The organism is Paenibacillus sp. D2_2 (assembly GCF_031199965.1).
Lineage (GTDB): Bacteria > Bacillota > Bacilli > Paenibacillales > Paenibacillaceae > Fontibacillus.
In genome coordinates this window covers 1896648-1921753 of record NZ_CP133605.1, presented here as the reverse complement: position 1 = coordinate 1921753, position 25106 = coordinate 1896648, and the positions used below count along the sequence as shown (strand labels likewise).

The 25106-nt window shown below is 46.6% G+C and carries 17 protein-coding genes and 4 pseudogenes; 3 read left to right on the top strand and 18 right to left on the bottom strand.

Going from position 1 to position 25106, the window contains the following annotated elements; all coding sequences use genetic code 11:
* Nucleotides 1-24: 24 nt before the first annotated feature.
* From RE628_RS09530 to RE628_RS09520, 3 genes and pseudogenes are all read right to left on the bottom strand, one after another.
* Nucleotides 25-1910, bottom strand: a pseudogene (locus RE628_RS09530) (bifunctional homocysteine S-methyltransferase/methylenetetrahydrofolate reductase).
* A gap of 222 nt (nucleotides 1911-2132) precedes the next feature.
* On the bottom strand, nucleotides 2133-2966 hold the full coding sequence (gene dapF, locus RE628_RS09525) for a diaminopimelate epimerase (protein ID WP_309158492.1): 834 nt from the start codon (nucleotides 2964-2966) through the stop codon (nucleotides 2133-2135).
* Nucleotides 2967-3061: 95 nt separating this feature from the next.
* Nucleotides 3062-5836 (bottom strand): annotated as a pseudogene (locus tag RE628_RS09520) (HAD-IC family P-type ATPase); the annotation flags it as partial.
* Nucleotides 5837-6024: 188 nt separating this feature from the next.
* Here RE628_RS09520 and RE628_RS09515 point away from each other — a divergent pair.
* Nucleotides 6025-7811, top strand: a pseudogene (locus tag RE628_RS09515) (NFACT family protein).
* 86 nt (nucleotides 7812-7897) lie between these two features.
* On the opposite strand, the gene RE628_RS09510 reads toward RE628_RS09515, so the two are convergent.
* The 11 genes and pseudogenes from RE628_RS09510 to RE628_RS09460 all read right to left on the bottom strand — a co-directional run bounded on the left by RE628_RS09510 (nucleotide 7898) and on the right by RE628_RS09460 (nucleotide 18884).
* Entirely contained in the window at nucleotides 7898-9517 is a 1620-nt protein-coding gene (locus tag RE628_RS09510; RefSeq protein ID WP_309158491.1) for an extracellular solute-binding protein, read from the bottom strand.
* Between the two features lie 20 nt (nucleotides 9518-9537).
* Nucleotides 9538-10409: pseudogene (locus RE628_RS09505) on the bottom strand (carbohydrate ABC transporter permease).
* 15 nt (nucleotides 10410-10424) lie between these two features.
* Nucleotides 10425-11336, bottom strand: coding sequence for an ABC transporter permease (locus RE628_RS09500; RefSeq protein ID WP_309158490.1), 912 nt, complete (start codon nucleotides 11334-11336; stop codon nucleotides 10425-10427).
* A 196-nt stretch (nucleotides 11337-11532) separates the two neighbouring features.
* Complete coding sequence (locus RE628_RS09495; RefSeq protein WP_309158489.1) at nucleotides 11533-13512, bottom strand: glycoside hydrolase family 3 N-terminal domain-containing protein; 1980 nt, start codon at nucleotides 13510-13512, stop codon at nucleotides 11533-11535.
* A complete protein-coding gene (locus RE628_RS09490) occupies nucleotides 13506-13655 on the bottom strand; it encodes a hypothetical protein (RefSeq protein ID WP_309158488.1) in 150 nt (49 codons plus the stop codon). The genes RE628_RS09495 and RE628_RS09490 overlap by 7 nt, the downstream gene beginning before the upstream one ends.
* A gap of 10 nt (nucleotides 13656-13665) precedes the next feature.
* A complete protein-coding gene (locus RE628_RS09485) occupies nucleotides 13666-14091 on the bottom strand; it encodes a family 4 glycosyl hydrolase (protein WP_309158487.1) in 426 nt (141 codons plus the stop codon).
* Entirely contained in the window at nucleotides 13989-15050 is a 1062-nt protein-coding gene (locus RE628_RS09480) for a family 4 glycosyl hydrolase (protein WP_309158486.1), read from the bottom strand. The genes RE628_RS09485 and RE628_RS09480 overlap by 103 nt, the downstream gene beginning before the upstream one ends.
* On the bottom strand, nucleotides 15047-15967 hold the full coding sequence (locus RE628_RS09475; protein WP_309158485.1) for an ROK family protein: 921 nt from the start codon (nucleotides 15965-15967) through the stop codon (nucleotides 15047-15049). Before RE628_RS09475 ends, RE628_RS09480 begins: the two co-directional genes overlap by 4 nt.
* Nucleotides 15968-15986: 19 nt before the next feature.
* Nucleotides 15987-16706, bottom strand: coding sequence for a 6-phosphogluconolactonase (locus tag RE628_RS09470; protein WP_309158484.1), 720 nt, complete (start codon nucleotides 16704-16706; stop codon nucleotides 15987-15989).
* A 9-nt stretch (nucleotides 16707-16715) separates the two neighbouring features.
* Complete coding sequence (locus RE628_RS09465) at nucleotides 16716-17846, bottom strand: ROK family protein (protein WP_309158483.1); 1131 nt, start codon at nucleotides 17844-17846, stop codon at nucleotides 16716-16718.
* Nucleotides 17847-17993: 147 nt separating this feature from the next.
* Complete coding sequence (locus tag RE628_RS09460) at nucleotides 17994-18884, bottom strand: LysR family transcriptional regulator (protein WP_309158482.1); 891 nt, start codon at nucleotides 18882-18884, stop codon at nucleotides 17994-17996.
* 319 nt (nucleotides 18885-19203) lie between these two features.
* Here RE628_RS09460 and RE628_RS09455 point away from each other — a divergent pair, with 319 nt between their 5' ends.
* Nucleotides 19204-20394 (top strand): coenzyme F420-0:L-glutamate ligase, encoded by a 1191-nt coding sequence (locus tag RE628_RS09455; protein ID WP_309158481.1) that lies wholly within the window; start codon nucleotides 19204-19206, stop codon nucleotides 20392-20394.
* Nucleotides 20395-20462: 68 nt separating this feature from the next.
* Here RE628_RS09455 and RE628_RS09450 read toward each other — a convergent pair whose 3' ends face one another.
* Nucleotides 20463-21371: a helix-turn-helix transcriptional regulator gene (locus tag RE628_RS09450; protein ID WP_309158480.1), complete on the bottom strand. Its 909-nt coding sequence runs from the start codon at nucleotides 21369-21371 to the stop codon at nucleotides 20463-20465.
* A gap of 73 nt (nucleotides 21372-21444) precedes the next feature.
* Here RE628_RS09450 and RE628_RS09445 point away from each other — a divergent pair, with 73 nt between their 5' ends.
* Nucleotides 21445-21969: a dihydrofolate reductase family protein gene (locus tag RE628_RS09445; protein ID WP_309158479.1), complete on the top strand. Its 525-nt coding sequence runs from the start codon at nucleotides 21445-21447 to the stop codon at nucleotides 21967-21969.
* A gap of 16 nt (nucleotides 21970-21985) precedes the next feature.
* Here RE628_RS09445 and RE628_RS09440 read toward each other — a convergent pair whose 3' ends face one another.
* From RE628_RS09440 to RE628_RS09430, 3 genes are all read right to left on the bottom strand, one after another.
* Complete coding sequence (locus RE628_RS09440) at nucleotides 21986-22675, bottom strand: YdeI/OmpD-associated family protein (RefSeq protein WP_309158478.1); 690 nt, start codon at nucleotides 22673-22675, stop codon at nucleotides 21986-21988.
* A gap of 103 nt (nucleotides 22676-22778) precedes the next feature.
* Entirely contained in the window at nucleotides 22779-23603 is an 825-nt protein-coding gene (locus RE628_RS09435) for a Cof-type HAD-IIB family hydrolase (protein WP_309159422.1), read from the bottom strand.
* Nucleotides 23604-24225: 622 nt separating this feature from the next.
* Nucleotides 24226-25095: a PHP domain-containing protein gene (locus RE628_RS09430; protein WP_309158477.1), complete on the bottom strand. Its 870-nt coding sequence runs from the start codon at nucleotides 25093-25095 to the stop codon at nucleotides 24226-24228.
* Nucleotides 25096-25106: the final 11 nt, after the last annotated feature.

The window sequence follows — 25106 nt, the reverse complement described above, 5'->3', positions numbered from 1 at the left end:
CCGTTACCCTATTGTAATTGATAATTATGAACGAGACAAGTGGGAAGCCCCATGCATCGACTTCTCATGGACATAATTTGTCAAAGCTACTGTCATTTCATAGAACATAAAAGGAGTCATTAAATAAATACCATTAAAATGCTGCATTGCTGTATCAAGTAGTTCCTTGGCAATCTCTACGCCCATAGCACGGCCTTCTGCTCCCTGAAGCCCCTCCATCCGCTTGCGGACGGTCTCAGACAATGTGATGCCCGGGACCTCATTATGAAGGTATTCGGCGTTCTTACCACTTGCCAGAGGCATAATGCCGAGGAAGATCGGAATATCAAGATGCGCGGTAGCTTCCCGGATTGCCACGATCAGTTCAGGATCATAGACCGGCTGGGTCATGATGTAATCCGCACCAGAAGCAATTTTCTTCTCAAGCCGCTCTACGGCTTTGTTCAGATGCTTCACATTCGGGTTAAAAGCAGCACCGATCACGAAGTTGGCGCGATGCTTAAGCGGTTTGCCCGAGAATGCGATCCCTTCATTTAATTGCTTGATCATACGAATAATCTCAAACGAGGTGAGATCGTAAACTGAGCTGGCTCCCGGTAAGTCCCCGAAGCGGGCCGGATCACCAGTCACGGCTAGAACATGATCGATACCAAGGGCATCGAATCCCATCATATGCGACTGTGTGCCGATCAGATTACGATCGCGGCAGGCGATATGAATGAGTGGTCTTAGGCCGAGCTCAGATTGTACTCGCAAACCGAGCGCCATATTACTCATCCTTGTTACGGCCAGGGAATTGTCCGCCAATGTTAAAGCATCAATCCCTGCTTTTTTAAGAGCGGCTGCGCCCTCCATGAACTTGCTTGTATCCAGATCGCGAGGGGGATCTAGCTCCACGATAACCGTATGCCGTTCTTTAACCAACTCAACGATATTTGGATTATTGCCCGTCAGACGGTAGCCTCCGTTATCCTGTTCACGCTCAAGCACCTGAATCGATTCACGTACAGCTGGAAGTGAGCGTCCTTCTGTAAGTGAGGCAGGGACATATTCAGCCAGCGCCCTAGCAGTAGCAGCTATATGCTCCGGCGTCGTACCGCAACATCCGCCAATCAATCGTGATCCCAAATCAGCAAATGTTACCGCACATTCTCCAAAATATGCGGGAGTGGCCCCATATACATATTCTCCATCTACGTAATCCGCCAAACCTGCGTTCGGAAATACGGACATTGGTATATCCAGAGGTCCGTCCAGTCTCTCCATGACACTCATAATGCCTTTTGGTCCGGAATGACAGTTGAAGCCAAGCACATCGGCCCCTTCCCCTGAAGAATACCAAAGGCTTCCTCAATGGTGTAGCCATCTAATGTTCTGCCTAATTGATCAACCGCGAACTGGCAAATGACCGGCAAGCTCGTCAGATGACGGGCTCGTCCGAGCGCTATACGCATCTCTTTTAAATCGTAGAAAGTCTCCAAGATAAGCGCGTCTACATCCTCAGCCAGTAGAGCGGACATCTGCTCTTCGAAGTACTTGACCAATTCCTGGTCAGTCACATTTATTCGCTTGCCGCCTCGAATTGTGCCAACACCACCGGCAACAAAAACATTTGGGCCTGCAGCCTGTCTAGCAATGCGTGCGGCAGCACGGTTAATGTCAGCTACTTGACCTTCCAAACCGAACTTGGACAATTTATAGAAATTCGCGGAGAACGTATTTGTCTCTATTAATCTCGCACCTGCATCAATATAACGGCGGTGTACATCTTGAATCACCTCAGGCCGAGTTATATTCATCTCTTCATAAGATATGCCGACGGAAAAGCCCAATTGGTGCAAGTAGGTACCCATAGCTCCATCGCCGATAAGAACTTCATTTTGCCACGTTTGACGTAGATCAGGCCTCATATGAGCCCCTCCTTAATATATGATCATAGTACGAATTGAACGGTATAGAGACTACCTTTTCGCCTTAGTTTCATATTAATTTATCATAATTTCCGCCAATTGATAAGGAATTGATAGAACTTTCTATCGTTATATTTCTCTTATAGCAATAAAGCGAGAGATAGATCTACTGCTAAAATACTTTAAATAGAAAAAGGCCCTTAGGCCTTTTTGCACATATTATCATTCAATTACACCCTGATATACGATCACCGCCGGACCAGTCATATACACATGGTTGTCGCTAGGGTTCCATTCAATATAGAGATCGCCGCCCTTCAAACCGACCCAGGCCTTACGCTGCGTGTACCCGTTCAATACGGAGGATACTAAAGTGGCACATGCGCCGCTTCCGCAGGCTAGTGTTGGACCCGCTCCACGCTCCCATACTCTCATCTCAATCCGTTCAGGCGAGGTAACGGTCGCGAATTCCACATTCGTCTTCCTTGGAAAGTAAGGATGTACTTCAAACTGCGGCCCCCACTTCTCCAGTTCAAAATGCGGCGCATCATCCACATAAATAATGCAATGGGGATTACCCATCGATACCGCTGTGAAGCTGAATCGCTGCCCATCACTTTCAATCGGATAGGCTACAATAGGTTCACTTTCCAGCGTTGTGGGGATTCTTACTCCCTCCAGAATCGGTTCACCCATATCGACCCGGACGTTTTTCACAGCTCCATTCTCCACCTGAAGATGGACTTCCTGGACGCCGGCGCCAAGCGTCTCAAACGTCATCCGCTGCTTTTCTGTATGCCCTGCTTCATAGACGTATTTAGAAACGCAGCGGATCGCATTCCCACATTGTTCAGCCTCTGTACCGTCGGAGTTAATAATTCTCATCTTAAAGTCAGCTCGATCAGATGGCAAAATAAACACCAGACCGTCCGCTCCCACACCGAAATACCGATTGCACCATTTTATAGCCAAATCCGAGACATTCTGCGGTAATTCCTTCTCACCATAGAACACCAGAAAATCGTTACCAAGGCCATGCATTTTCGTAAATTCCATTTGAACCCCACTCCCTAGAGCCCTGTCTTTGTGATCAGAGCAATACTTTATGGGGTTAGTCTATATTTTACTTCAGAGGAAAGGTATTGATTTTATGCACGAATATTTGTACTTTTCGCTGGAATCATCTGTCTCGGACCGTTATACTTGCGACGACGACCCGACCAGACACTACCCGCCCCAAGCAGGAATGTCGGTATGCCTGCGGCAACGAAGCTGAGCGCCCATTCCCGGAAACCAAGTGGTACCGTCTTGAAGATCGGCTGCAGGCTCTCAATATACATTACCCCGAGCAGCAGAAGGACCGATGATAGCACAGCTATGACCAGATAACGATTCTGAAGGATGTTGCGATGGAAAATCGAACGCGAACTCCGGCAGTCGAACACATGGATGAGCTGGGCCATGACCAGTGTTACAAAGGCAACCGATTGGGCCTTGGCTAGTTGAGCCGGATCATTCGGCGCGGTGTGCAACGTAAGCCAGAAGGCTCCGAGTGTACAGAAGCCGATCAGCAATCCGCGGCTAATAATTTTCCAACCCAGTCTTCGTGCAAAAATATTTTCATTCGCTCCGCGCGGCCTGTGCTCCATCAAATCTTTCTCCGGCTGGTCTACGCCAAGCGCCATCGCTGGTAGACCGTCTGTGACGAGATTGACCCATAGGATCTGAATCGGCAGCAGTGGTAGTGGTAACCCAGCCAACATGGCGAAGAACATCGTTAATATCTCACCGACATTGGAAGCAAGCAAGTAGCGGATAAACTTACGGATGTTCTCATAAATATTCCGTCCCTCCTCAATCGCTGCCACGATGGAGGAGAAATTGTCATCACTGAGTATTAAGGAAGAGGCCTCCTTGGATACATCAGTACCAGTAATGCCCATTGCGATCCCGATATCCGCCGCCTTAATCGCCGGTGCGTCATTGACCCCATCACCGGTCATTGCCACGACATGCCCTTTGCGCTGCAGCGACTTCACAATTCGCAGCTTATGTTCCGGAGCAACCCGGGAATAAACATAGATCTGATCGATTTGATGATCCAACTCTTCGTCGCTTAGTGTAGCCAGCTGATTACCGGACATGGAACGTCCGCCCCTTGGAATGATACCGAGATCGGCGGCGATCGCTTCGGCCGTCAGACCATGGTCGCCTGTAATCATTACCGTCTTGATACCAGCACGGCGGCAGACAGATATCGCCTCGCGCGCTTCTCGGCGTGGCGGATCAATCATTCCTGCCAGTCCGATGAATATTAATTGAGACTCAACATCCGCTTCAGAATCCGCGGGATCCGTTGGCCGCAAATCGCGGTAGGCCATTCCAAGCACCCGCAGTGCGTTCCGTGCCATCTCCTCATTGGCAGCCTGTACCTTCTGACGGAAAGTTCCCGTGAAAGGAACCACCTTGCCATCCCATAATATATAGGAGCATTTCTCCAGAAGCATATCCGGAGCTCCCTTGACAAGCGCCATTTTGCCACCTTGATGAGATACGATAACGGACATCCGCTTGCGATCGGAATCGAATGGCAATTCCTTATCGCGTGTATACATGCTGCTGAGCGCGCTTGGAGATAAGCCCATCTTCGCTGCCAGTGTAATGAGCGCTCCTTCAGTCGGATCCCCTTTTAGCTTCCATCTCGAAGCAGCAGTCTCATCCAGTTCCTTTCCCTTGCGCTTCGCCTGCTGCTCGCCATCTTCCTCATAGATCACGGCATTTCCGCACAACGAGCTGACCTGCAACAGCCTTCGCAAGCTCTGATCCTTCTTGAGATCAACCGATCGCCCATGCTCCAATATCTGACCTACTGGCTCATAGCCGTCACCTGTCACTTCCAGTGCGCGTCCTTCAACCCACACATGGGTTACTGTCATTTTGTTCTGAGTTAACGTCCCCGTCTTATCGGAGCAAATAACCGAAGCACAGCCCAATGTCTCTACGGAAGGAAGCTTGCGGACAATCGCTTTACGCTTGATCATACGCTGCACGCCAAGCGCCAATGCAATGGTGACGATCGCCGGAAGACCTTCGGGAATCGCCGCTACTGCCAAGCTCACCCCAGCTAAGAACATCGCCCAGGCGGTTGTCCATGCAAAATGCCAACGAGGACAACTAATACCGTAAGTCCCAACGAGAGATATATCAATATTTTGCCCAACTGTTCAAGACGACGCTGCAGTGGAGTCTCCTGGGAATCGGTATTTTGGATCAGATCCGCTATTTTACCCATCTCTGTATCCATGCCAGTACGAACGACGATCCCTCTGCCACTGCCACGGGTTGCCATCGTACCCATGAAGCCTAGGTTCTTCTGGTCGCCCAAAGACACCTCGGACTCGCGGAGCACCCCGGCGTGCTTGCCAACCGGATGGGACTCCCCGGTCAATGCAGACTCCTCCACATCCAAGCTGCTCACAGACAGCCAGCGCACGTCTGCTGGAACCCGGTCTCCGCTCTCAACGATGACGATATCGCCAGGAACGAGCTCCTTGGCCGGAATATGCTCGATAGACCCATCACGCAATACCTTCGCGCTCGGAGCAGACAACTGCTTCAAAGCTCGCAATGAGCGTTCAGCCCGGAATTCCTGAATAAACCCGAGCACACCGTTCAGGATCACAATGGCAATAATCGTAATGGCGTCCAAATATTCGCCTAGAATTCCCGATATGAGCGTAGCTCCCATCAATACGAGCATCATAAAATCCTTAAACTGGTTCAGGAACAGTAGTAGCGGGGATACACGCTTGCCTTCCGACAATTCGTTCCAGCCGTTCTCTTCCCGTCTCCTCTGCGCCTCATCCCGGGTCAGGCCCTGTTCGCGCTTCACGTTCAACAGCTCCAGAAGCTCTTCCCCATTCCACTGGTGCCAGTTTTTTTGTTCCATTCTCCTTTTTCCCCTCCCGTATTTAGTACGATAACAGCGTGAGGCTTATCCACCTAGGGTAAATGTATTCCGGCCAGTCCCAAATTATCACAGAAGAAGCTCTTAAGTTTTGCCCCAGTTATGGCATCATAGAGGAGAGTATAAAAAGACAGGAGATTATATGGTATGGCACTTGACGGAATAGTAACGCGCTCCATCGTTCACGAACTGCAGATTTGCGTCGGTGGACGCATCAATAAAATACATCAACCTACGGATAACGACATCATTATTCAATTGCGCTCCAGAGGAGGTAACCGGCGTCTGCTGCTTTCAGCCAACCCGACATATCCTCGGGTACAAATGACTGAACAATCCTTCCCCAACCCGCTGGAAGCCCCGATGTTCTGCATGCTGCTTCGCAAGCACTGTGAAAGCGGTGTGATTGAAGCGGTCACCCAGCAAGAGATGGAACGAATTATCCATATTGACATACGGCAGCGCGACGAGCTTGGGGATGAATCCTTGAAGCGCATCATCATTGAATTAATGGGGCGGCACAGCAACATTATTCTGTTCGATCCCGCGTCGGGAACGCAGCTGGACGGAATTCACCATGTAACCCCGTCAATCAGCAGTTACCGGATCGTCATGCCCGGCTTCACTTATACAGAGCCCCCACAGCAGCATAAACTGCATCCGCTTGAAGTTGCCCAGGAACAGTTCATGGAGGCCTATCGGCAGGCTGAGATCGGAACTACGGACAAGAGCTGGCTTGTATCCACCTTTAGTGGACTTAGCCCACTCATCGCTGAAGAGATATGTCTGAGGGCAAGCCAGGCAGAGGAAGCCATAGCGGGAGTAGCCACAGATAACAATGTCTCTCATGAGATGACAACGGGTAAAGTAACTTCGCTCTGGAGCTCTTTTGCCGACCTGATGACGCAAATTCGCGAGCATCGCTATGAACCGGTTACGGCGAGAATGCCAAAGGAAAGAGTATATTCTCTGCCGTGAAGCTCACGCTGATCCAGAGGGATCTGCACACATATGATTCGATTAGCGATTGCATGGAAGAATACTACGGCGACAAGGCTTTAAGAGACACCGTTAAGCAGAAGACAAGCGATCTACTACGGTTCCTGCACAATGAACTGAGTAAAAATGTTAAGAAAATGTCTAAACTAGAAGAGGACTTGGCTGAAGCCGGGGATGCCGAGCAATACCGCATCCGGGGTGAACTACTGTTCTCCTCCCTGCACCTGATGCATAAGGGAGATAAATCCGTAGAATTAATCAACTACTACGATGAGAACCAGGGAACAGAGAAGATTGAGCTTGATCCGCTATTGACGCCATCAGAGAATGCCCAGCGTTATTTTAAGAAATACAATAAGTACAAGAACAGCCTGACAGTCATCGATGAACAAATGAAGATTACCCGCGAAGAGATCAGCTATATGGAGCAGCTATTGCAGCAGCTCTCTCATGCTACGCTTGACGATATCGATGAAATCCGCGAAGAATTAATCCAGCAAGGGTATCTGCGCGATCGGAGCAAAAAGGTGAAAAAGAAGAAGAAAAACGACAAGCCGACGCTCCATGTCTACACTTCTTCAGAAGGGATCGAGATCTATGTAGGCAAGAACAATCTGCAGAATGACTATGTCACTAACCGAATCGGCAATGTGAACGATACGTGGCTGCATACAAAGGATATACCAGGCTCACACGTGCTGATTCGCAGTAACTCCTTCGGTGATGCGACCCTCGACGAAGCGGCACAGTTAGCTGCATATCACAGTCAGGCTAAGCAATCCAGCAGTGTTCCGGTCGACTACACATTGATCCGCCATGTCCGCAAGCCAAGCGGGGCTAAGCCAGGTTTCGTGATCTATGATCATCAGAAGACTCTGTTTGTTACTCCGAATGAACAGATGATCAAGAACATGCCTAATGTGGTGAAAAATTAATAGCGATAGAAATTACAATCACACTGTGGAGTACACAAGAAGAGGACTCTCGATATCGAGAGTCCTCTTCTTGTATTTTATGGAGACTAGTCCAATCTCTTCGCATTAGCCTCGATTTGTTTGTTTCTCTCTTCTACCAATTTGCCATAGCCATTATCCTGGCGATACTTAATGAACTCGTTCATCGCTTGATCGACTTCACTATCCGATTTGGCATCCAAAATCTTGGCGATCGTCTGTGACCAGTTCTGGTTGATTTTCTCTGCATTTCTGGATGATTCTTTCGTTAAATAGACATCCAGACCCGCTAGTTCGAATTGTGGCACTACATAATCTACTGTCCACTCTTTTGCTTGCTGCAATGCTTTCGGGAATTGATCAAGTCCCATTTGACGGGAGAGCAAAGCGCTATCCTGCACCCATAAGTGAGTTGTCAATCCGATTTCCTTCTCGAAGCCAGCAGGATCGGTTTGCTTAAATTTAAGAAGATCAGCATTCAACACAGGTTTTCCGTCCACCATCGTGTAGGTTTCACCTTCACGTCCGTAGTTCATTACGGTGTCACCATACTCACTAACTAAATAGGTCAAGAACTCCATAGCTTTTTGCGGGTTCTTACAGTCCTTAGTAATGAAAGTCTGCGTCCAGCCTTCTATGGAAGTACCCGGCAATGCTGTCTTTCTGCCTACTGTAGAAGATGGTCCGTTAACGGCAATATACTCTTTATCCGGGTTCTCATTTGCCCATACAGTCAACGTATCTGTCTCACTATTCAAGTCTGAAACGAAGTAGACGAAGTAGCTGCCATTCGTTACCCGCGCGTCCTTGTCATCCTTGGTCATCGTAATCATGTCGCGGTCTGTCAGCCCTTTCTGGCGGGCATCGACGATTACTTTCAACCATTTCTGGAAATCCGCATCTGTATAACGGTCATAATATTTGCCATCTTCCGTTAACATAGGAACTCCGATAAAATCCGCCAACGTTCTATTGAATATTCCGTTTAGCTCCGAGCCCTCATTAAAATCAGACATCCCGATCGGAATGACCGATTTCCCCAGTTCATCCTTCACTCCCAGCTTCTGTGCTGCTTCCAGTGCCGAGATGAAGCCTTCCGGTGTGGTCATATCAGGCTTACCAAGCTGTTCATAAATATCCTTCCGCACCAGGAACCCCTGGTTCGCATAAATACCACCCTTCTCATAATCCGATTTCGTATTTGAGAAGTTCGGATACCCGTAAATATGGCCGTCGTCTCTTGTGAAAAACTTAAGCGTTTCCGGCTTGGCCGCTTTTTCTAGAAAATAAGGATCATATTTCTCAGCCAGAACATCCAGTGGTATCGCAAATTTTTCAGCTTCCTTAACAAAAGGGTTGCTTCCATCTACAGTAATAATGTCTGGAAGCGATCCGGAAGCCATCATCGTATTCAGCTTATCATCGCTGCCACCTAAGTAAGTAATGTTCACCCCGGTATCCTCCGAAATATATTTGGAAGATACATCTTTACCCCAGGTTTGGGCGAACCAATCGAAATTGATATACCAGTCAAGATCAGCCGTTGCCTTGTCATTTTTCCAGCTTGGTGTATCCTTGTCCACTTCAATCGTTGAATCCGGTAATTCCGCGCTTGACTTCTTGCCCCCGCAGGCAGTCAATGAAACTACTAAGGCGACCAAAGTCAGAAGTAAGATTGATTTCTTCATAATGTTATCCCTCGCTTTTATTATTCTTTAACTCCTCCGACAAGCATGCCGCTAATAAAGTATTTCTGAAGGAAAGGATAGATCAGCATAATTGGTAAAGTTGTAACGATCATCGTCGCCTGCTGCAAAGACTGGGTCGTAAACGCCTTGGAGATATATACTCCCGCTTTGGCCGAGCTCGCAGCGGCAGTGCTCGTTAAGAGCTGATACAAATAATATTGAATCGGGTAAAGCGTCTTATCTGTCACATAGAGCTTGGCCACGAAAAAATCATTCCATTGATACACCCCGTGGAACAAGGCGATCGTCGCCAACACCGGAAAAGATAACGGGATAATAATCTTGAAGAAAACCTGAAATACGTTAGCTCCGTCAATCTTGGCCGATTCTTCAATAGAGTCCGGTAAACTTCTGAAGAAATTCATCAATATAATCATGTCGTAAAAGCTGAATAACACAGGAATGATGTACACCCAGAAGCTATTCAATAGACCTACCGACTTAATGACTAGAAATGTCGGAATCATTCCACCGTAGAAAAACATCGTGATAACGCCCATACGGATGAATATCTTCTTCCCAATAAATAAGGCTTGCTCATCGCATAGGCTGCAGCCCCTGTGATAACCAAGTGTCCGATGACACCGATTACAGTCTTAGCCGCCGTAACTCCAAACGCCCGGTAAATGGTCGTATCCTTCAATATGGTCTCATAGTTTACTAGCGTAAACTTTCTTGGAAATAGATAAATGCCACCTTTCATTGCGTCATACCCATCGTTGAATGAAAGGGCAATGATGTTGATCAATGGAAATACGATGATGCAGATGAAGAACAGCATGAATATCGCGTTGAACACATTAAATATTTTCTCGCCTCTATCTAGCCGCATATAGCTCCCTCCCTTCTAAAAAATTGAACTATCGCTAAGCTTCCTAGTTAAGAAATTAGCAATCAGCAGCAGTATGACGGATACGACAGACGAGAAGATCCCGACCGCAGTCGCGAAGGAAAAGTCTCCTTGCGTCAGACCCAAATGATATACATAGGAATCGATGACTTCACTGCGCAGCATATTCGTAGAATTTTGCAATACGAGGGTCTGCTCCAGATTCGCTCCCAGGACAGAACCTACACGAAGTACAAACATTAGGACGATAATATTTTTGATACCGGGAAGCGTGATATACCATATTCTCTTTAAGATTTTCGCTCCATCAACCCTGGCCGCCTCATATAATGAAGGATCAATTCCCGCGATGGCCGCAAGATAGAGAATCGTTCCCCAGCCAACCTCTTTCCATATATCCGACAGCGTCGCTACCCACCAATAAGCATCAGCATTAGACAGGAAGGAGATCGGTTCAGATATGAGATGCGTCGATAGCAGGAAGCTGTTTACCAGCCCCGTCGAGCCGAGCCACGATATAATCATGCCGCCCAGAATAACCCATGACAGAAAGTGCGGCAAATAAGATATCGTCTGCGTAAATTTCTTGAAGAAGCTTAATCTAATTTGATTAATTAATATAGCTAGGATGATCTCAAGCGGGAAGCCGATTAACAATTTCATCAGACTGATGGCCAGTGTATTCGTCAGTACATTATAGAAATCTTGGTCCCCCAAAAAGGCTTTGAAATTGTCCAGACCTACAAATTCCGAGCCCGTAAAACTGGATAACGGAGAATAATCCTGAAAAGCAATGATCAATCCGAACATCGGCACGAACGAGAAAATAATCATTAAGATAATGCTCGGCCAGATCATAGCTTGAAGCTCCCACTGGGACAGAAACTTGTCTTTAAACTTGGATTTCATCCGTATGCCTCCTCTCTCTTCAGGTACTGCATGGTCAGTTCTATCTGACCTTGTAAGCGTTATCCCAAAATCTTCTAGGCTCCCTCAAATATTTTGGATTTGTGGTTGGATAAATTTTACACAATTAATTAATTTAATTTAATAATTGAGCGAGCCTAGTGATCATTTCATAAAATATGTTGTGAGTACGACATTCTTATCGGTATTCAATCGTGAACACGGGACGTTCAAGACTGTTGATGTAAATATTGAATTTTCCCGGTTCAATCGTATGCTGCAAATTGGCATTCAAATATTGAAGATCCGCCGAAGATAGCGTCATCTGTACGGTAACGGTCTGATCAGCCGGTACGTCCACGAGCTGATATTTATTCATCTCACGCACAGGACGGACGGCCTTGGAGACAAGATCTTCGATGTACAGAATAGCGATTTCAGAATAATGATACCCGCTTGGATTGCTCACCTGAAAAGAGATTGTCAATTCCTGATCACTTGACAGATCATGACTCGAAATTTCAAAATCAGAATATTGCGTACCGGTATAAGTCAGCCCGTGCCCGAACGGGAATAGTGGCCCAACTTCACAATCCTGATACCTACTGCTATAGCTCGTTTCATTAGCCGGACGGCCTGAACTGTACTCATTATAATAAATCGGCGTCTGCGCTGAATGACGCGGGAACGACATCGTTAATTTCCCTGATGGGGTGTCTTGACCCGTAAGCAGTTCCGCAATCGCACTCCCGGCTTGTGTTCCCGGATACCAGCACCACAGAAGAGCAGGGATATCATCGATAATGCTCTGAAGTACTAATGGACGACCCGAGAAGAAGACACATGCATACGGTTTGTTCGTCTGTTTCACATCACGAATCAAATGCTGCTGATCGCCAGCAAGCTCAATGTTCACGCTGCTGTGCCCTTCGCCGCTCAATTGCCAATCCTCACCGACTGCTACGACAATATAATCGCATTGCTCCAGCGTGTCTTGAGGACAATCCTCTAAAGATTCGTAAACATGCAGATCGAATGAATCGTCTACCCGCTTCATCCCTTCCGCTAAGGTAACTACGTCCTCAAAGCTACCTTTACACTGCCAATTGCCCAGTAATTGATTACTCCCGGCAAATGGGCCGACGATGATGATCTTTTTGTAATCCTTGCGTATTGGCAACATTTGTTCATTTTTCAGCAGCACGCAGCTTCTCTTGGCAGCTTCCTTAGCATGTTCTTGAAACCGTGCATTAAGGATGATTTCATTCTCAGCCGCTTCGTCAACATAAGGATTCTCGAATAAACCCATCTCATTTTTCAGCTGCAAAATTTTCAGTACCGCCGCATCGATATCTTGAATCAGCTCTGGATTCTCTTGTAGAATCTGCTCATAATGTTCAAGGTACAACGTCGAGACCATTTCGATATCGATGCCTGCTTTCAAGGCCAATTCAGCGGCTTCTTTGCCATCGCCGGCAACACGGTGATTCTGCAGTTCAGCAACAGCCCCCCAATCTGATATGACTATGTCTTCAAATTGATAGGTGCCTCTTAGAATATCCTTCATCATTTGCTCACTCGCGCTTACGGGAACCCCGTTGAAAGTGTTGAAGGAGCTCATCACGAATTTAGGCTTCTCCTGAAGTGCGATTTCATAAGGCTTGCCATAATAGGCGTAAAATTCTCTCCAGGACATATCCACCGTGTTGTAGTCCTTGCCGCCAATACCTGCTCCATACGCAGCAAAGTGCTTCAAACAAGCTGCTACTCCTGATTCGGAAATCTCTCCGTTCTCGCCTTTCTGATAGCCTCGGATCATCGCCCGGCCAAGATTACCGGACAGCAGATGATCCTCACCGAAGGACTCCATCACTCTTCCCCATCTAGAGTCGCGCACTAGATCAACCATCGGCGAGAAATTAACATGGATGCCCGCAGCGCGCAATTCTGATGCCGTATCCTCCGCTGCCTGCTGCACAATCCTCTCATCCCAAGTAGAAGAGAGTCCCAATGGGATCGGGAAAATCGTTCTATATCCGTGTATCGCATCATGCATGAAAAGAAGAGGTATCTTAAGCCGTGACTTCTGTAAGTACTCACTTTGAATCAGGTTCGTGATCTTAGCGCTCGACACGCCAATAATACTACCCATCGTGTACAGCGTATTTCCCTCTAACATATGATCTGGGAAGCCGGGCCGGTCTCGACCATTTCGTTATCAATTTTGCCGACATAATGTTCCCCGGTCGTCTGTGAGAGCTGTCCGATCTTCTCGGCAAGAGTCATCTCCTGAAGCAACTCAATGATCTTTGTATTATTCATATGGTCCCCTTTACTTCCACTCCAGCTTAGGTAAAATATCTTTCTGCATCTCACACATCTCGTCGATCATTGCACAAGCCTGGTAATACGTTGGCGACTGCGGATCTAACAGAATCGCTTGCAGCAGCTTCGTTTTGGACTGTTCTACAAAAGCTTCGAGCAGCAACTTATGGATCGAGCCTTGAATATGAATCGTACCGATAACCGCAGTCGGTAGTTCCACCGTCATCGGCTTCAACGTAATTCCGCTGCCGTTAACGATCGCTTGCGTCTCAACAACCATATCGTCAGGAAGTCTTTTGATCGCGCCGTGGTTCGGCAAGTTGACCGCATTCAGCTCAATTTCATCGTCAAAGAAGATGGCCTCAATAATTGGAATCGCATATTCATTACTTCTATTAACTTTCTCTTTATCGAAAATATAAGCCTCTTCCACCCACAGTTCTTGTGTCTGAATCTTTGAGAATAAGCCTTGATCCAGATTGTTGCCGCTTGCACAATATACGAAATCAGGAGTTCTTGAGTCCTTCTCCACAGCTTCTCGCGAATCGGGTCATAACGGTATTGCAAAGACAAGCCAGCATAGAAATCCTCGGCATAAGAAACATATTCACCGCAATGGTTGGTTCCAGGGTAAGGATAATAGCCATAAGTACGGTACATCGTTCTGGATAGTGCGACATGATCGAATTGCGCCAGACGATTGGCCTGCTTCTCCTTCTCATCAAACAACGGATACAGATCTTCTCCCGTCTTCTTGTTCCAGATCTTGGTGAAGAAGCCGAAGTGATTCAAGCCACCGCCTTCCATTCCGATATCGGCGATATCCATCTCCAGGAATTGGGACAGTTGTTCGATCCCCATATCGAGTCCATGGCATAGACCGACAATTTTGATCGAAGTAAGCTTCGAGATAGCCTCAACCAATTTCGCTTCAGGATTCGTATAGTTAATGAACCAAGCATCTGGGCAGACACGCTCCATCGTACGGGCGATTTCAAGCATCGGGCCAAGATTTCGAAGGGTATGGAACATCGACCCAGGGCCGCCATTCTCCCCGTAAATTTGCTTGCTTCCGAAGCGGCGTGGAATATGGAAATCCTGCGACCAGTAGAAATAACGATTTACTTCGATCGCCACGATGACGAAATCCGCTGCTCTCAGCGCATCTTCCAAGTTTGTTGTCTGCCAGATGTTCGCCGGATGTGAGAAAGCGGTAAACATATCTGTAGCGTACTTATAGGTTCTAGCTACATTTTCTTCTTCAATGTCCATCAAGGCGATTTCAAGCTGGACCTGAGTTTTCAAACGCTCGGACAATACCATATCTTGCAATGCCCCTAAAGCAAAGGAGACGCTTCCCGCTCCGACTAACGCTACTTTCATTTTCATCATGCTGTTCTGACTCCTTTATCGTTTTTTAACGCCATGTAACCCGCTCCAATGACACCTGCATCAGGGCCAAATTTAGATAGGACTACATTGACTTTGTCGCTTAAGTGCTCAAACACCTTGGTTTTAGCGCTTTCAACAATTTTATCTATCAACCATTGGTTGTTATAAATGACCGCTCCTCCAATGACAAATATATCCGGATCGATCGTCTGCATTAATGAAGCAATTGCATTTGAGAAGTACTCAATCCAGGTATTCACCACACCTATCGCCTTCTCGTCATGCTGCTGATACTTCTCAAACAACAGATGCACCGTAGCCTCGTTACCGTATAGATTCCTACTCTCTTGCTCCAGTGCTCTACCACTGCATAGAGCTTCGAGCGTGCCCGGATATAATGTCGAATGGGTCCTGCCGTTATCGGATATCACCATACTTCCAATCTCGCCGGCATAACCATGTGCCCCATGATGAACCTCATTATTCAAAATGATACCGCTGCCAATTCCCGTGCTTACTGTAATATAGATCGATTGTTCATATGCCTGGGAAGCGCCATGCTCTGATTCGAGCAAAGTCACGACATTTACATCATTCTCGAAATGAACTTCATAGCCAGTAAAGAAACGCTTAATATATGAAATTTCAATCCCTTCTAGGCAAGGAATATTGGTCGCATCATATATAGTCTTGGTCCGCTGTTTCCATGGTACGGGTAAAGCAATCCCTATCTTGTCGGCTGACTTATGGTCATCTACTCGTTCGATCATTTGCTTGATAGCCATAAACATCTCATTGGCAGTTCGAAAATCACTAGTCAATGTTGTCTCTTTGCAGACCAATTCAAGCTTCTCATTCACTAACCCGACTCGTATGTTCGTACCTCCAATATCTACTCCAATGACGCTGTTACTCATGATTTGAACTCCTCAGTTTTTATCGCTGTTTTATATATTTCGCTGCCTCCGCATCCAGGAAGAAATCGATATGTTCATAACCAAGCAGCTCCTGAGCAGGTAGCTTTGCTTCTGGATTTGTAAATATTTCTCTAACGATCCCGGCTTTGCGTTCACCGGTAATCGCTACAATCACCCTTTTGCTACCCGCCACCTGATTTAAACCTAAGGTGATTCCTTTATCCAATTCCGTAGGTTGTAGGAAGTATTTCTGAGCCACCGTCTTGGTCGTCTCCGAAAGATCAACGACACTGCTATGATCCAGCAACGAGCAGCCTGGCTCATTCAGACCAATATGACCATTCATTCCAACTCCCATGAGACTGAAAGTAATGGGATGCTCAGCAATAAACTGGTCGATTCTCAGACATTCCTGTTCCAGGTCCGGTGCCGTCCCATCAAAGAATTCGATTTGGTCTGAGTCTAAATGTACAAGTGAGAATAAATCCTGATTCAGCATTTGATAGCAGCTTCCCTCAGACTCTCTGCTTATTCCTACCCACTCATCCAAACTGACGATTCTAAGCTGTTGAATCCTGGAATGGAGATCTGCGTCACCCGCAAATTTCAGGTAACTCTTCTGCGGTGTGCTGCCTGATGCCAAGCAGAACACTGGATGCTCATACGATAGATGCTCCTTCATCTCTTTGGCAATGGCATCTGCCACTTCCTCTTCCGTCGCAAAAATCTTAATCATCATGTTCACTTCCTATCCGGATATTACTTTGATCATCTCATGCTGAAGAGAGAGGATGGCCGCTCCAACAGCTGTCGAATGATGCGAATCACTATAAGTGATCGTTGGAGTCCACTCCACATACTGTCCAACATAATATCTTGTTCTCTCTAGAATCCGATCAGGGAACAGAGCTACCGTCTTACCGCTAATAATAATCTGGTCGATGTCCAGCACGCTGATGATATTAATCATCGTTAGAGCTATATGCTTGGCTACGTAATCTGCGCAGGCTTCCTTATCTGATTCGGAGCTTAGATCATAATGGCTAAGCAAATGCTGAATCCCCAGCTTGCTCTCCAGCCAGCCAACAGAGGAAGGTGATCTTCTGTAATCGGGATCGAAACACATATACTCGAGCTCACCCGCGCTTGCGTTGAAGCCTCTATGCAGCTCCTTATTGATGATCAAACCTCCACCGATCCCATCGCCTACTGCAATATGAACCAGATCAGCCAGCGCTTTTCCGGAGTTCTCCAGATTTCGGAATTCAGCAACGGTAGAAGCGTTTACATCGTTCTCAAGGAAAATAGGCAAATCAACCCGATTGATCAGATTTTCAATAATTGGCTCATAATTGTAGTCCTGCTCCTTATTGTCCTGAATCCTCATTCTGATCGTTTTCTTTCTTGTGTTTATCGCACCATCGATCCCAATACCGATACCTAGGACGACGCTGTTCGTTTTCTCCGCTACACTCTTCATGCGCGAAATGATATCTTCAAAAATCGAGATAAACTCTTCGCTATAGAACGGAATATCTGTCTCGATCGAATATGAATCAATAATCTTGCTATATAGATTGATGAGTAGCGCAGTAATTCTGCTGCCTATAATTTGAATTCCGACGGTTACATAGCTGTTCTCATTAAATCGGTATACCGTTCTTTTTCTCCCTAAGCCGCCAGAGCCTTCCCGGCTTTCTCCAGTCGCGGTCAACAGTCCAATCTCTTCGAAGAAATTGACGACTTTACTCACCGTTACAAAGCTCATCGCTGTCTTCTCTGTGATTTCGACTTTCGCTAACTCCGGATTCTGCATCACAATATCAAAAATAATCTTTCGATTCTCATCCTTAATGTCATTTGGCAAAAACGACTTCATTCAGTCACCCCTTTCAATTTATTCAATGTAATTAATTAATGTTCTTAAATAATTAAGGAAAAATATAAAGGCCGTATTGGACCTTTACAAAACATTATATACTTACTAGACCTTATGTCAATAGATTTTCGCTCTGGGAAGCCGAGATTACATCTGCTGGTCTTCGATAATCTCAACGAATTTCTTGGCAGCGATTGATAAGGGCACACCTTTTAACGAGCATACTCCGATGCTTCTTCGCGGAATTGCTTCGCTTAATGGAACCTCATGCAAGATCCCTTTCTTCAAGTAGTCCTGAGAGAACTCCTTCGTTACACAAGCGATTCCCAGGTTAATCTTGGCGAATTCAAGCAGCAGATCATGCGAGCCGAGTTCAAATTCCGGCGAAAGCTGAATTCCCTTGGACCGGATATACTCCTCCACATATCGTCTGGAATTGGAGTTCTTCTCCAGCAATATCAACGGCTGCTTCACGACTTCATTCAGGCTCACAGGACCGGACAGAAGCTGTCGGTACTTCTCCCCGCAGACAAATATATCATGGATATCGAGGCAGGGCCGGAGCAACAGTGTTGAATCCGCAAGTGGGAAGTTGCAGACCGCGATATCGACCTCGCCTGATTTTAAGATCGAGCATAGCTCCTGGGTTGTCCCGTTCACGATCTTGAATTTAATATAGGGATATTTATTATGAAAAGCCTCTAGTTTGGGAAGCAGAAAATAACGAGAAATCGTGTCCCCGACACCGACCTTCAATTCTCCTACCGTCATATCCTTGAATCCTTGGATCTTCTCTTCCCCAGCCTGAATCAAATTGATCGCCGAATTCACGTATTCAAAAAGCAGACTACCTTCATCGGTTAAAGATACCCCTTTGGGCGTTCTGTTGAACAGGCGGATGTCCAATTCACCCTCCAGTTGCATAATCGCTTGGCTAACCGCTGGCTGAGTCAGGTATAGATCCCTGGCTGCTTTGGAGAAGCTCTCGCTCTTTCCGACCTTGCAAAATATTTTGTATAAATCCAGTTTGCCTGACATATAACCATTCCTTATACCCGACATTCAATATATTAATTTTACTTATATCATTAATCCAATGTATATTACAAGGGTAGGTTCAAAAAGAATGCGAATTTTTGAACAAACTCTATTTGAACAACCTCATAAAAATAGAGACTTCACAATATGAGTTGAATATTCGTTCAACTCATCATTGTGTGAGTTCAAAAGTACGGTTTTCAGCACCAAGAAGGTTGGAAGGCCCGGCTGAATTCAAGATTCGATGCCGAGTCAGCTTCCTGATTCAAAATCGGACTTTTTGAACTACCTCTAATATAGCTTACAAGGAGCGATAATATTGGAAAGAGTAGTTGGAACTGTGGTAAGAGGCTTGCGCTGCCCGATCATCAATCAGGGAGACAGCATTGAGACAATCGTCGTGGACAGTGTACTGAAAGCATCCGAAGTCGAAGGATTTGAAATTGGCGATAAGGATATCGTAACGGTCACTGAATCGATCGTAGCGCGCGCCCAAGGCAATTATGCGACAATCGATCAGATCGCGAAGGACGTTAACGCTAAATTCGGTGATGATACCATCGGAGTCATCTTCCCCATTCTGAGCCGCAATCGCTTTGCAATCTGTCTCCGGGGCATTGCCAAAGGCGCTAAGAAGATCGTATTAATGCTAAGCTATCCGTCTGACGAAGTAGGTAATCACTTGGTCGATCTGGACCTGCTCGATGAAAAAGGAGTCAATCCATGGACGGATGTACTGACTGAACAGCAATTCCGCGACCATTTCGGATATAACAAGCATACATTTACTGGTGTGGATTACATCGACTATTATAAATCACTAATTGAAGAATACGGCGTTGAATGTGAAGTTATCTTCTCGAACAATCCGAAGACGATCCTGAATTATACGAAGAGCGTTCTGACTTGCGACATTCATACGAGATTCAGAACAAAACGCATCTTAACAGCAAATGGTGCTGAGAAAGTCTTCAGCCTTGACAATATCCTGTCGGAGTCTGTGGACGGTGGCGGATTTAATGAGTCATACGGTCTGCTTGGCTCCAATAAATCCACTGAGAGCAGCGTGAAGCTCTTCCCACGCAACTGTCAGCCTATTGTAGATAAAATTCAATCCGCGCTCAAAGAGAAGACCGGAAAACAGGTTGAAGTTATGATCTATGGAGACGGTGCTTTTAAAGATCCAGTGGGTAAAATCTGGGAGCTCGCCGATCCGGTTGTATCCCCAGCTTACACCGCAGGCCTGGACGGCACGCCTAACGAGGTTAAATTAAAGTATTTGGCCGATAACAACTTTGCCCATCTGAGAGGCGAAGAACTGCAGCAAGCGGTCGCTGAGTACATTAACAATAAGGAATCCGATCTTACAGGAGCTATGGAAGCGCAAGGCACCACGCCAAGAAAGCTTACCGATCTGATCGGTTCCCTATCCGACCTGACCTCAGGAAGCGGCGACAAAGGTACGCCTGTCATCTATATTCAAGGCTACTTCGACAATTACACGAAATAATAAATAGAACCGTCCGGCGCTGTATGCCGGACGGTCTTTTTATGCAATAGATCGTTCGAAGAGCTTCACTAGTCATGCCGATATGGAGTTAAGCTACACTCCAGTAACTCCTTCACAAGCTCCCGTATTTGCTTCGGCTGGATAACCTCCGCTTCAGGACCGTAAGCGAGTAACCTGCGGGCCATGAATGGGAATTCCTCCGGCGGAACCATTCCCCTCCATTCAAGATCCTTCACCGACTTGAAATGAAGATCCGATTGAGCAAGTCTAGCGCCGAAATCGGTAAACCGCACCGTCACTTCTGTCTTCTCCCTATCATCTGTTGAGGCTAACCATTCCTTCAGCGTGGGAACGGAATCATCCGTGCAGTGAAGAATTTCCACCTGTCGCATCCGATCAAGCCGATACAACAGTACCCGCTCACGCTTCTGGGCTGGCATATACCAGTAGCCATGCTCATAATAGATGCCAATCGGGTAAGCCTCTACATCCTTCAGCCCACTGCGTGAAGCATAAGTGAATTTGATCTGTCTTTTCTCCATGGCAGCATTGATGATTTGCGTAGTTAGGGCTTCCGGCTGCATAGAGTGATCCTGTATAAATGCAATATGCTGAGCCATCCGGGTAATCCTATCCTGGACATCGTTCGGCAAGCTAGAGAAATAGTGATCAGACAGCTGACTACGAATGGAGCCGTAAGGAAAGTCGGGAACCTGCTGTAAATACTCCATCATCATGAACAAACCGAATGCCTCATGCTCGGTAAGCTGCAGAGGAGGCAAAATCCGGTTTGGTAGAACCCGATAGCCACCATTGACACCAACCTCGGTATATAAGGGGAAACCCAGTTGCTGTAAGTAGTCGAGATCCCGCTGAATCGTTCGTATCGATACGTCAAAACGTTCAGCCAGTTCACGAGCCGTAAATTTCTTTCTGGCGTCCAATAGACGCATAATCATCAGTCTGCGTTGATTCAATCTCTTCACCTAATTACGTCAAGTATTGTCATAATTCAAATGTAACATAATCTATAGAAGGGAGCGATAAAAAATGAAAAACAATAAAATCGTGTTATACGTCGCGATGAGTCTGGATGGCTATATTGCCAGAACTGACGGTTCTGTCGATTGGCTCTTTGATGTGGAAGGAGACGGAGGAGATAACGGGTATGGTGAATTTTACAGTACCGTGGGCACGGTGGTGATGGGGCGGCTTACGTATGACGAAATACTTAAGCTATCCGAGGAGTTCCCATATGCAGATAAGCCATGTTATGTCCTGTCCAGGAAGGAGCATCCTCCAGCCCCACACGTTACATTTACGAATGAGGCTCTGGACACTCTAATCCCACGCTTAAAAGCCGATTCTGATGGTGATGTCTGGCTTGTCGGCGGCGGACAGCTTGTAGCGGGCTTCCTGGAAGCACGTTTACTGGACGAACTCTATATTACCGTTACCCCAAAGATCCTCGGAGAGGGTATTCCACTGTTTCCACAGGGAACAGTCCCAAGTGCTTTTCGCTTAAAGCATATAGAACAAATGGGGCAATTCGTCTCATTAGTCTATACAGTTTAGACGGATCATAACTGAATCAAGATTGGGCTTGGGATTGGCGGTAAAGCTCACGGGTCTTGTAACCAGCCTGAAGAATCATCTTCATCTCCTCGCGGCGCTTCGCCACCGTCTCCTCCTGCTTTGCGCTGTAGACATAACGCGCCCAATCCTTACGGTATCCCGGAGTAAGCGAGCTGTAGAAGGTCAGTAACTCCGGGGTGTCTTCCAAATCCTTCTCAATGTTAGGGATGAAAGCGATATAGTCCCCTACGCGCTGACTCGGTTTTGCGGAGGTGCTGCCTATGCTCTTATTTTTACCTTTGGTATCTTCTTTGAACCCGATGACAGTAAAGACGTCATCCAGACCGACCATACGAGCGAATTTTATCGTGCTTGTTCCGATAAAACCATCCTCATCACTGCCAAGGCCCGGAAACAGATCATCGCGATGAATGTAGGTCGGATACACCTTATTGCCCTTCTTAGGATAAGCAACAAAGAGATAGCCCCCGCTTTGGAGGTTCTGGTGCTTGATGATGTGATCAACCAGTTCCTGCAGTGATTTCATATCTAATACAAATGCGAATATGAGATCATACGCTTGATCCTCAAGCACCGCATCATAACCACTTAACTCCTCAAGATAATCCGAGCCATCCGGTTTATTCAATACCGCAACTCGGTCGTACTTATGCAAATTCAGCTTCTCAACAATTGATTTCGCCATTATATAATTCCTCACTTCCTCCAATTAAGTTTGGCAATTAAAAGCTTATCCTAAAATGAATGCTCCCCATACCGGGGAGCACTTGCGTATGCACATATATGTGTTATGTCGTTGGAATCAGGTCTTTCAGAATAAATGACTCCACGACCTGAGCTACGCCATCATTCATATTCGTATCTGTGACATAATCGGCCAACGCTTTGATCTCCTCGGGAGCATTGCCCATTGCAACCCCTAGACCAGCAAATTCAAGCATCGCTACATCGTTGTACCCATCGCCCATCGCAATCACTTCAGAACGTTCAATCCCCAACTTTTTAATTAAGTGATGCAGGCTGGTTCCTTTATTGACGCCATTCTCCGTAAACTCTAGGAAAAATGGCTTGGAGCGCATAACGTTCAATTTTCCGGCTAACTTCACTTTTAACTTCTCTTCAACCCTTACAAGCTTGTCCGGGTCTTCAACCATCAGCACCTTCACAACCGGAACTTGAACCGCCTCGATGAAGCTAGGTACTTCAGCAATCTTCATTCCGGTAATTTGTGCTTCTATATGAGTGTACTCGTTCGCCTGCTCCGTCACAATATCGTCGCCGACATACGTCAACGCTGATACGCCCTCCTCAATACTCATCTCATAAAGAGCGTGGGCTGTCTCCGGGGTCAATGTGCTGCTGAACGGTTCCTCCCGCGTCTTCCAATTAATAATCTTCGCTCCGTTGAACGATAGAATATAACTTCCGAACCGCTCAAGCTCCAGCTCATCAGCCAGTGATTTCATCGCATACGTAGGTCTTCCAGATGCCAGCACAACTTTTACGCCGGCTTCCTGTGCAGACATCAGCGCTTGTTTATTACGGGGCGAGATCGTCCCATCATCACGGAGTAAAGTATCATCTAAATCTAGTACTATCATTTTATAAGTCATCATGCAGCCATCCTTTTTAAGAGGTAGTTCAAAAAGTCCGCTTTTGATAAGAAAACCAATCGAGGCCAATTCATGGATGAGCGACCGCGATTCAAAGGTAGGTTTTCTTGCGATATAGAATTACATCAGCTACGCTGATAACTTATTAATTCTATATCTAACACGAAGTGAATCAGGAAGTATCTACGACATCACCCAGGCCTTCCGATGCTCACGTACAAACTACGTACGCTCCGCTTCTCAGACCCTAGCTTCATCCAACTGAAGCGTTTTGAAAAAACGCACATCGGAAGCATAAGCTTCGGTGCTGAAAACCGGACTTTTTGAACTTTTATTTAATCTCTAACGAAACGTGGTATCGCTATTTGAGCCAAAATCGACTACAAAAAAATTTAACGAAACTCGGTATCGTTATTCAAGCCAATTAAGGGCTCAAAAGCTGATTTTCTTCTAAATAACGATATGGTGTTTCGTTAGATTTCCTTTGCCTTTGTTTTTGAGTAAATAGCGATCTGTTGTTTCGTTAGAAACATAACGTTATAGTAATTCACTCGAAGCCACGCATACTGTTCTGATAGAGTAATAATCTCTACTATATCAGATATCGCCGCCCTTTACCCTCTCAATTGTTGGGCGATTGGGCGGCTTGCCTCAGCCGTTCCACGGTCTCTCCTGTAACGAAGCGACTGCCAAGGTCGCCATGAAACACAACGCCCTGCCTGACGCCATGATAATCGGATCCCCCCGTTGGAATCAAATGATACTCACTAGCGATCGTCAAATATCTATGTTCCTCGGCAGGCCCGTGGTCCGAGTGATATACCTCGATTCCGGCAGGCCGGCCTGCTTCAATAATCGTACGGACCAACTCGTCATCCCCGTATAAGCCAGGATGGGCGATCACCGGAGCACCGCCTGCTTCGCGAATCCACTCTATCGCTTGCTGCGGTGATATTCTCGGCTGAGCTGCATAGCCGGGCTTCCCTTCAGCCAAATATCGATCAAAGGCATCGCGCATATCACGGACATAGCCTTTTCGCACCAGCGCATCAGCAATATGCGGTCGTCCTAAGCTCTCATCCGGGCGCAAAATGCGGCCTAATCCATCGATAACCTCTTGCAGGGTAATCGACAGGCCCAAACCTTGAAGATTGCTAATAATCTGCTCATTACGGGCATCACGTGTTGCACGGAGCCCAGACAGCCGCTCTAGCAGAACGGGATCCTTATAATTCAAAAAATATCCAAGCACATGAATATCCTTACCTCCTGCTTGGGTACTTATCTCTACACCTGGAATAACATCAACACCGATCCGTTCACCTTCTGCCAGAGCCAAAGCGATTCCGGCCACGGTATCATGATCGGTCACGGCAAGTCCGGTCAGCCCATTCTCCTTCGCCAAGATCACATTTTCCTCTGGAGTATTCATCCCGTCAGAAGCACGACTATGGGTATGTAAATCATACATCGATTCTCTGGTCTCCTTCATTAATCTTCACA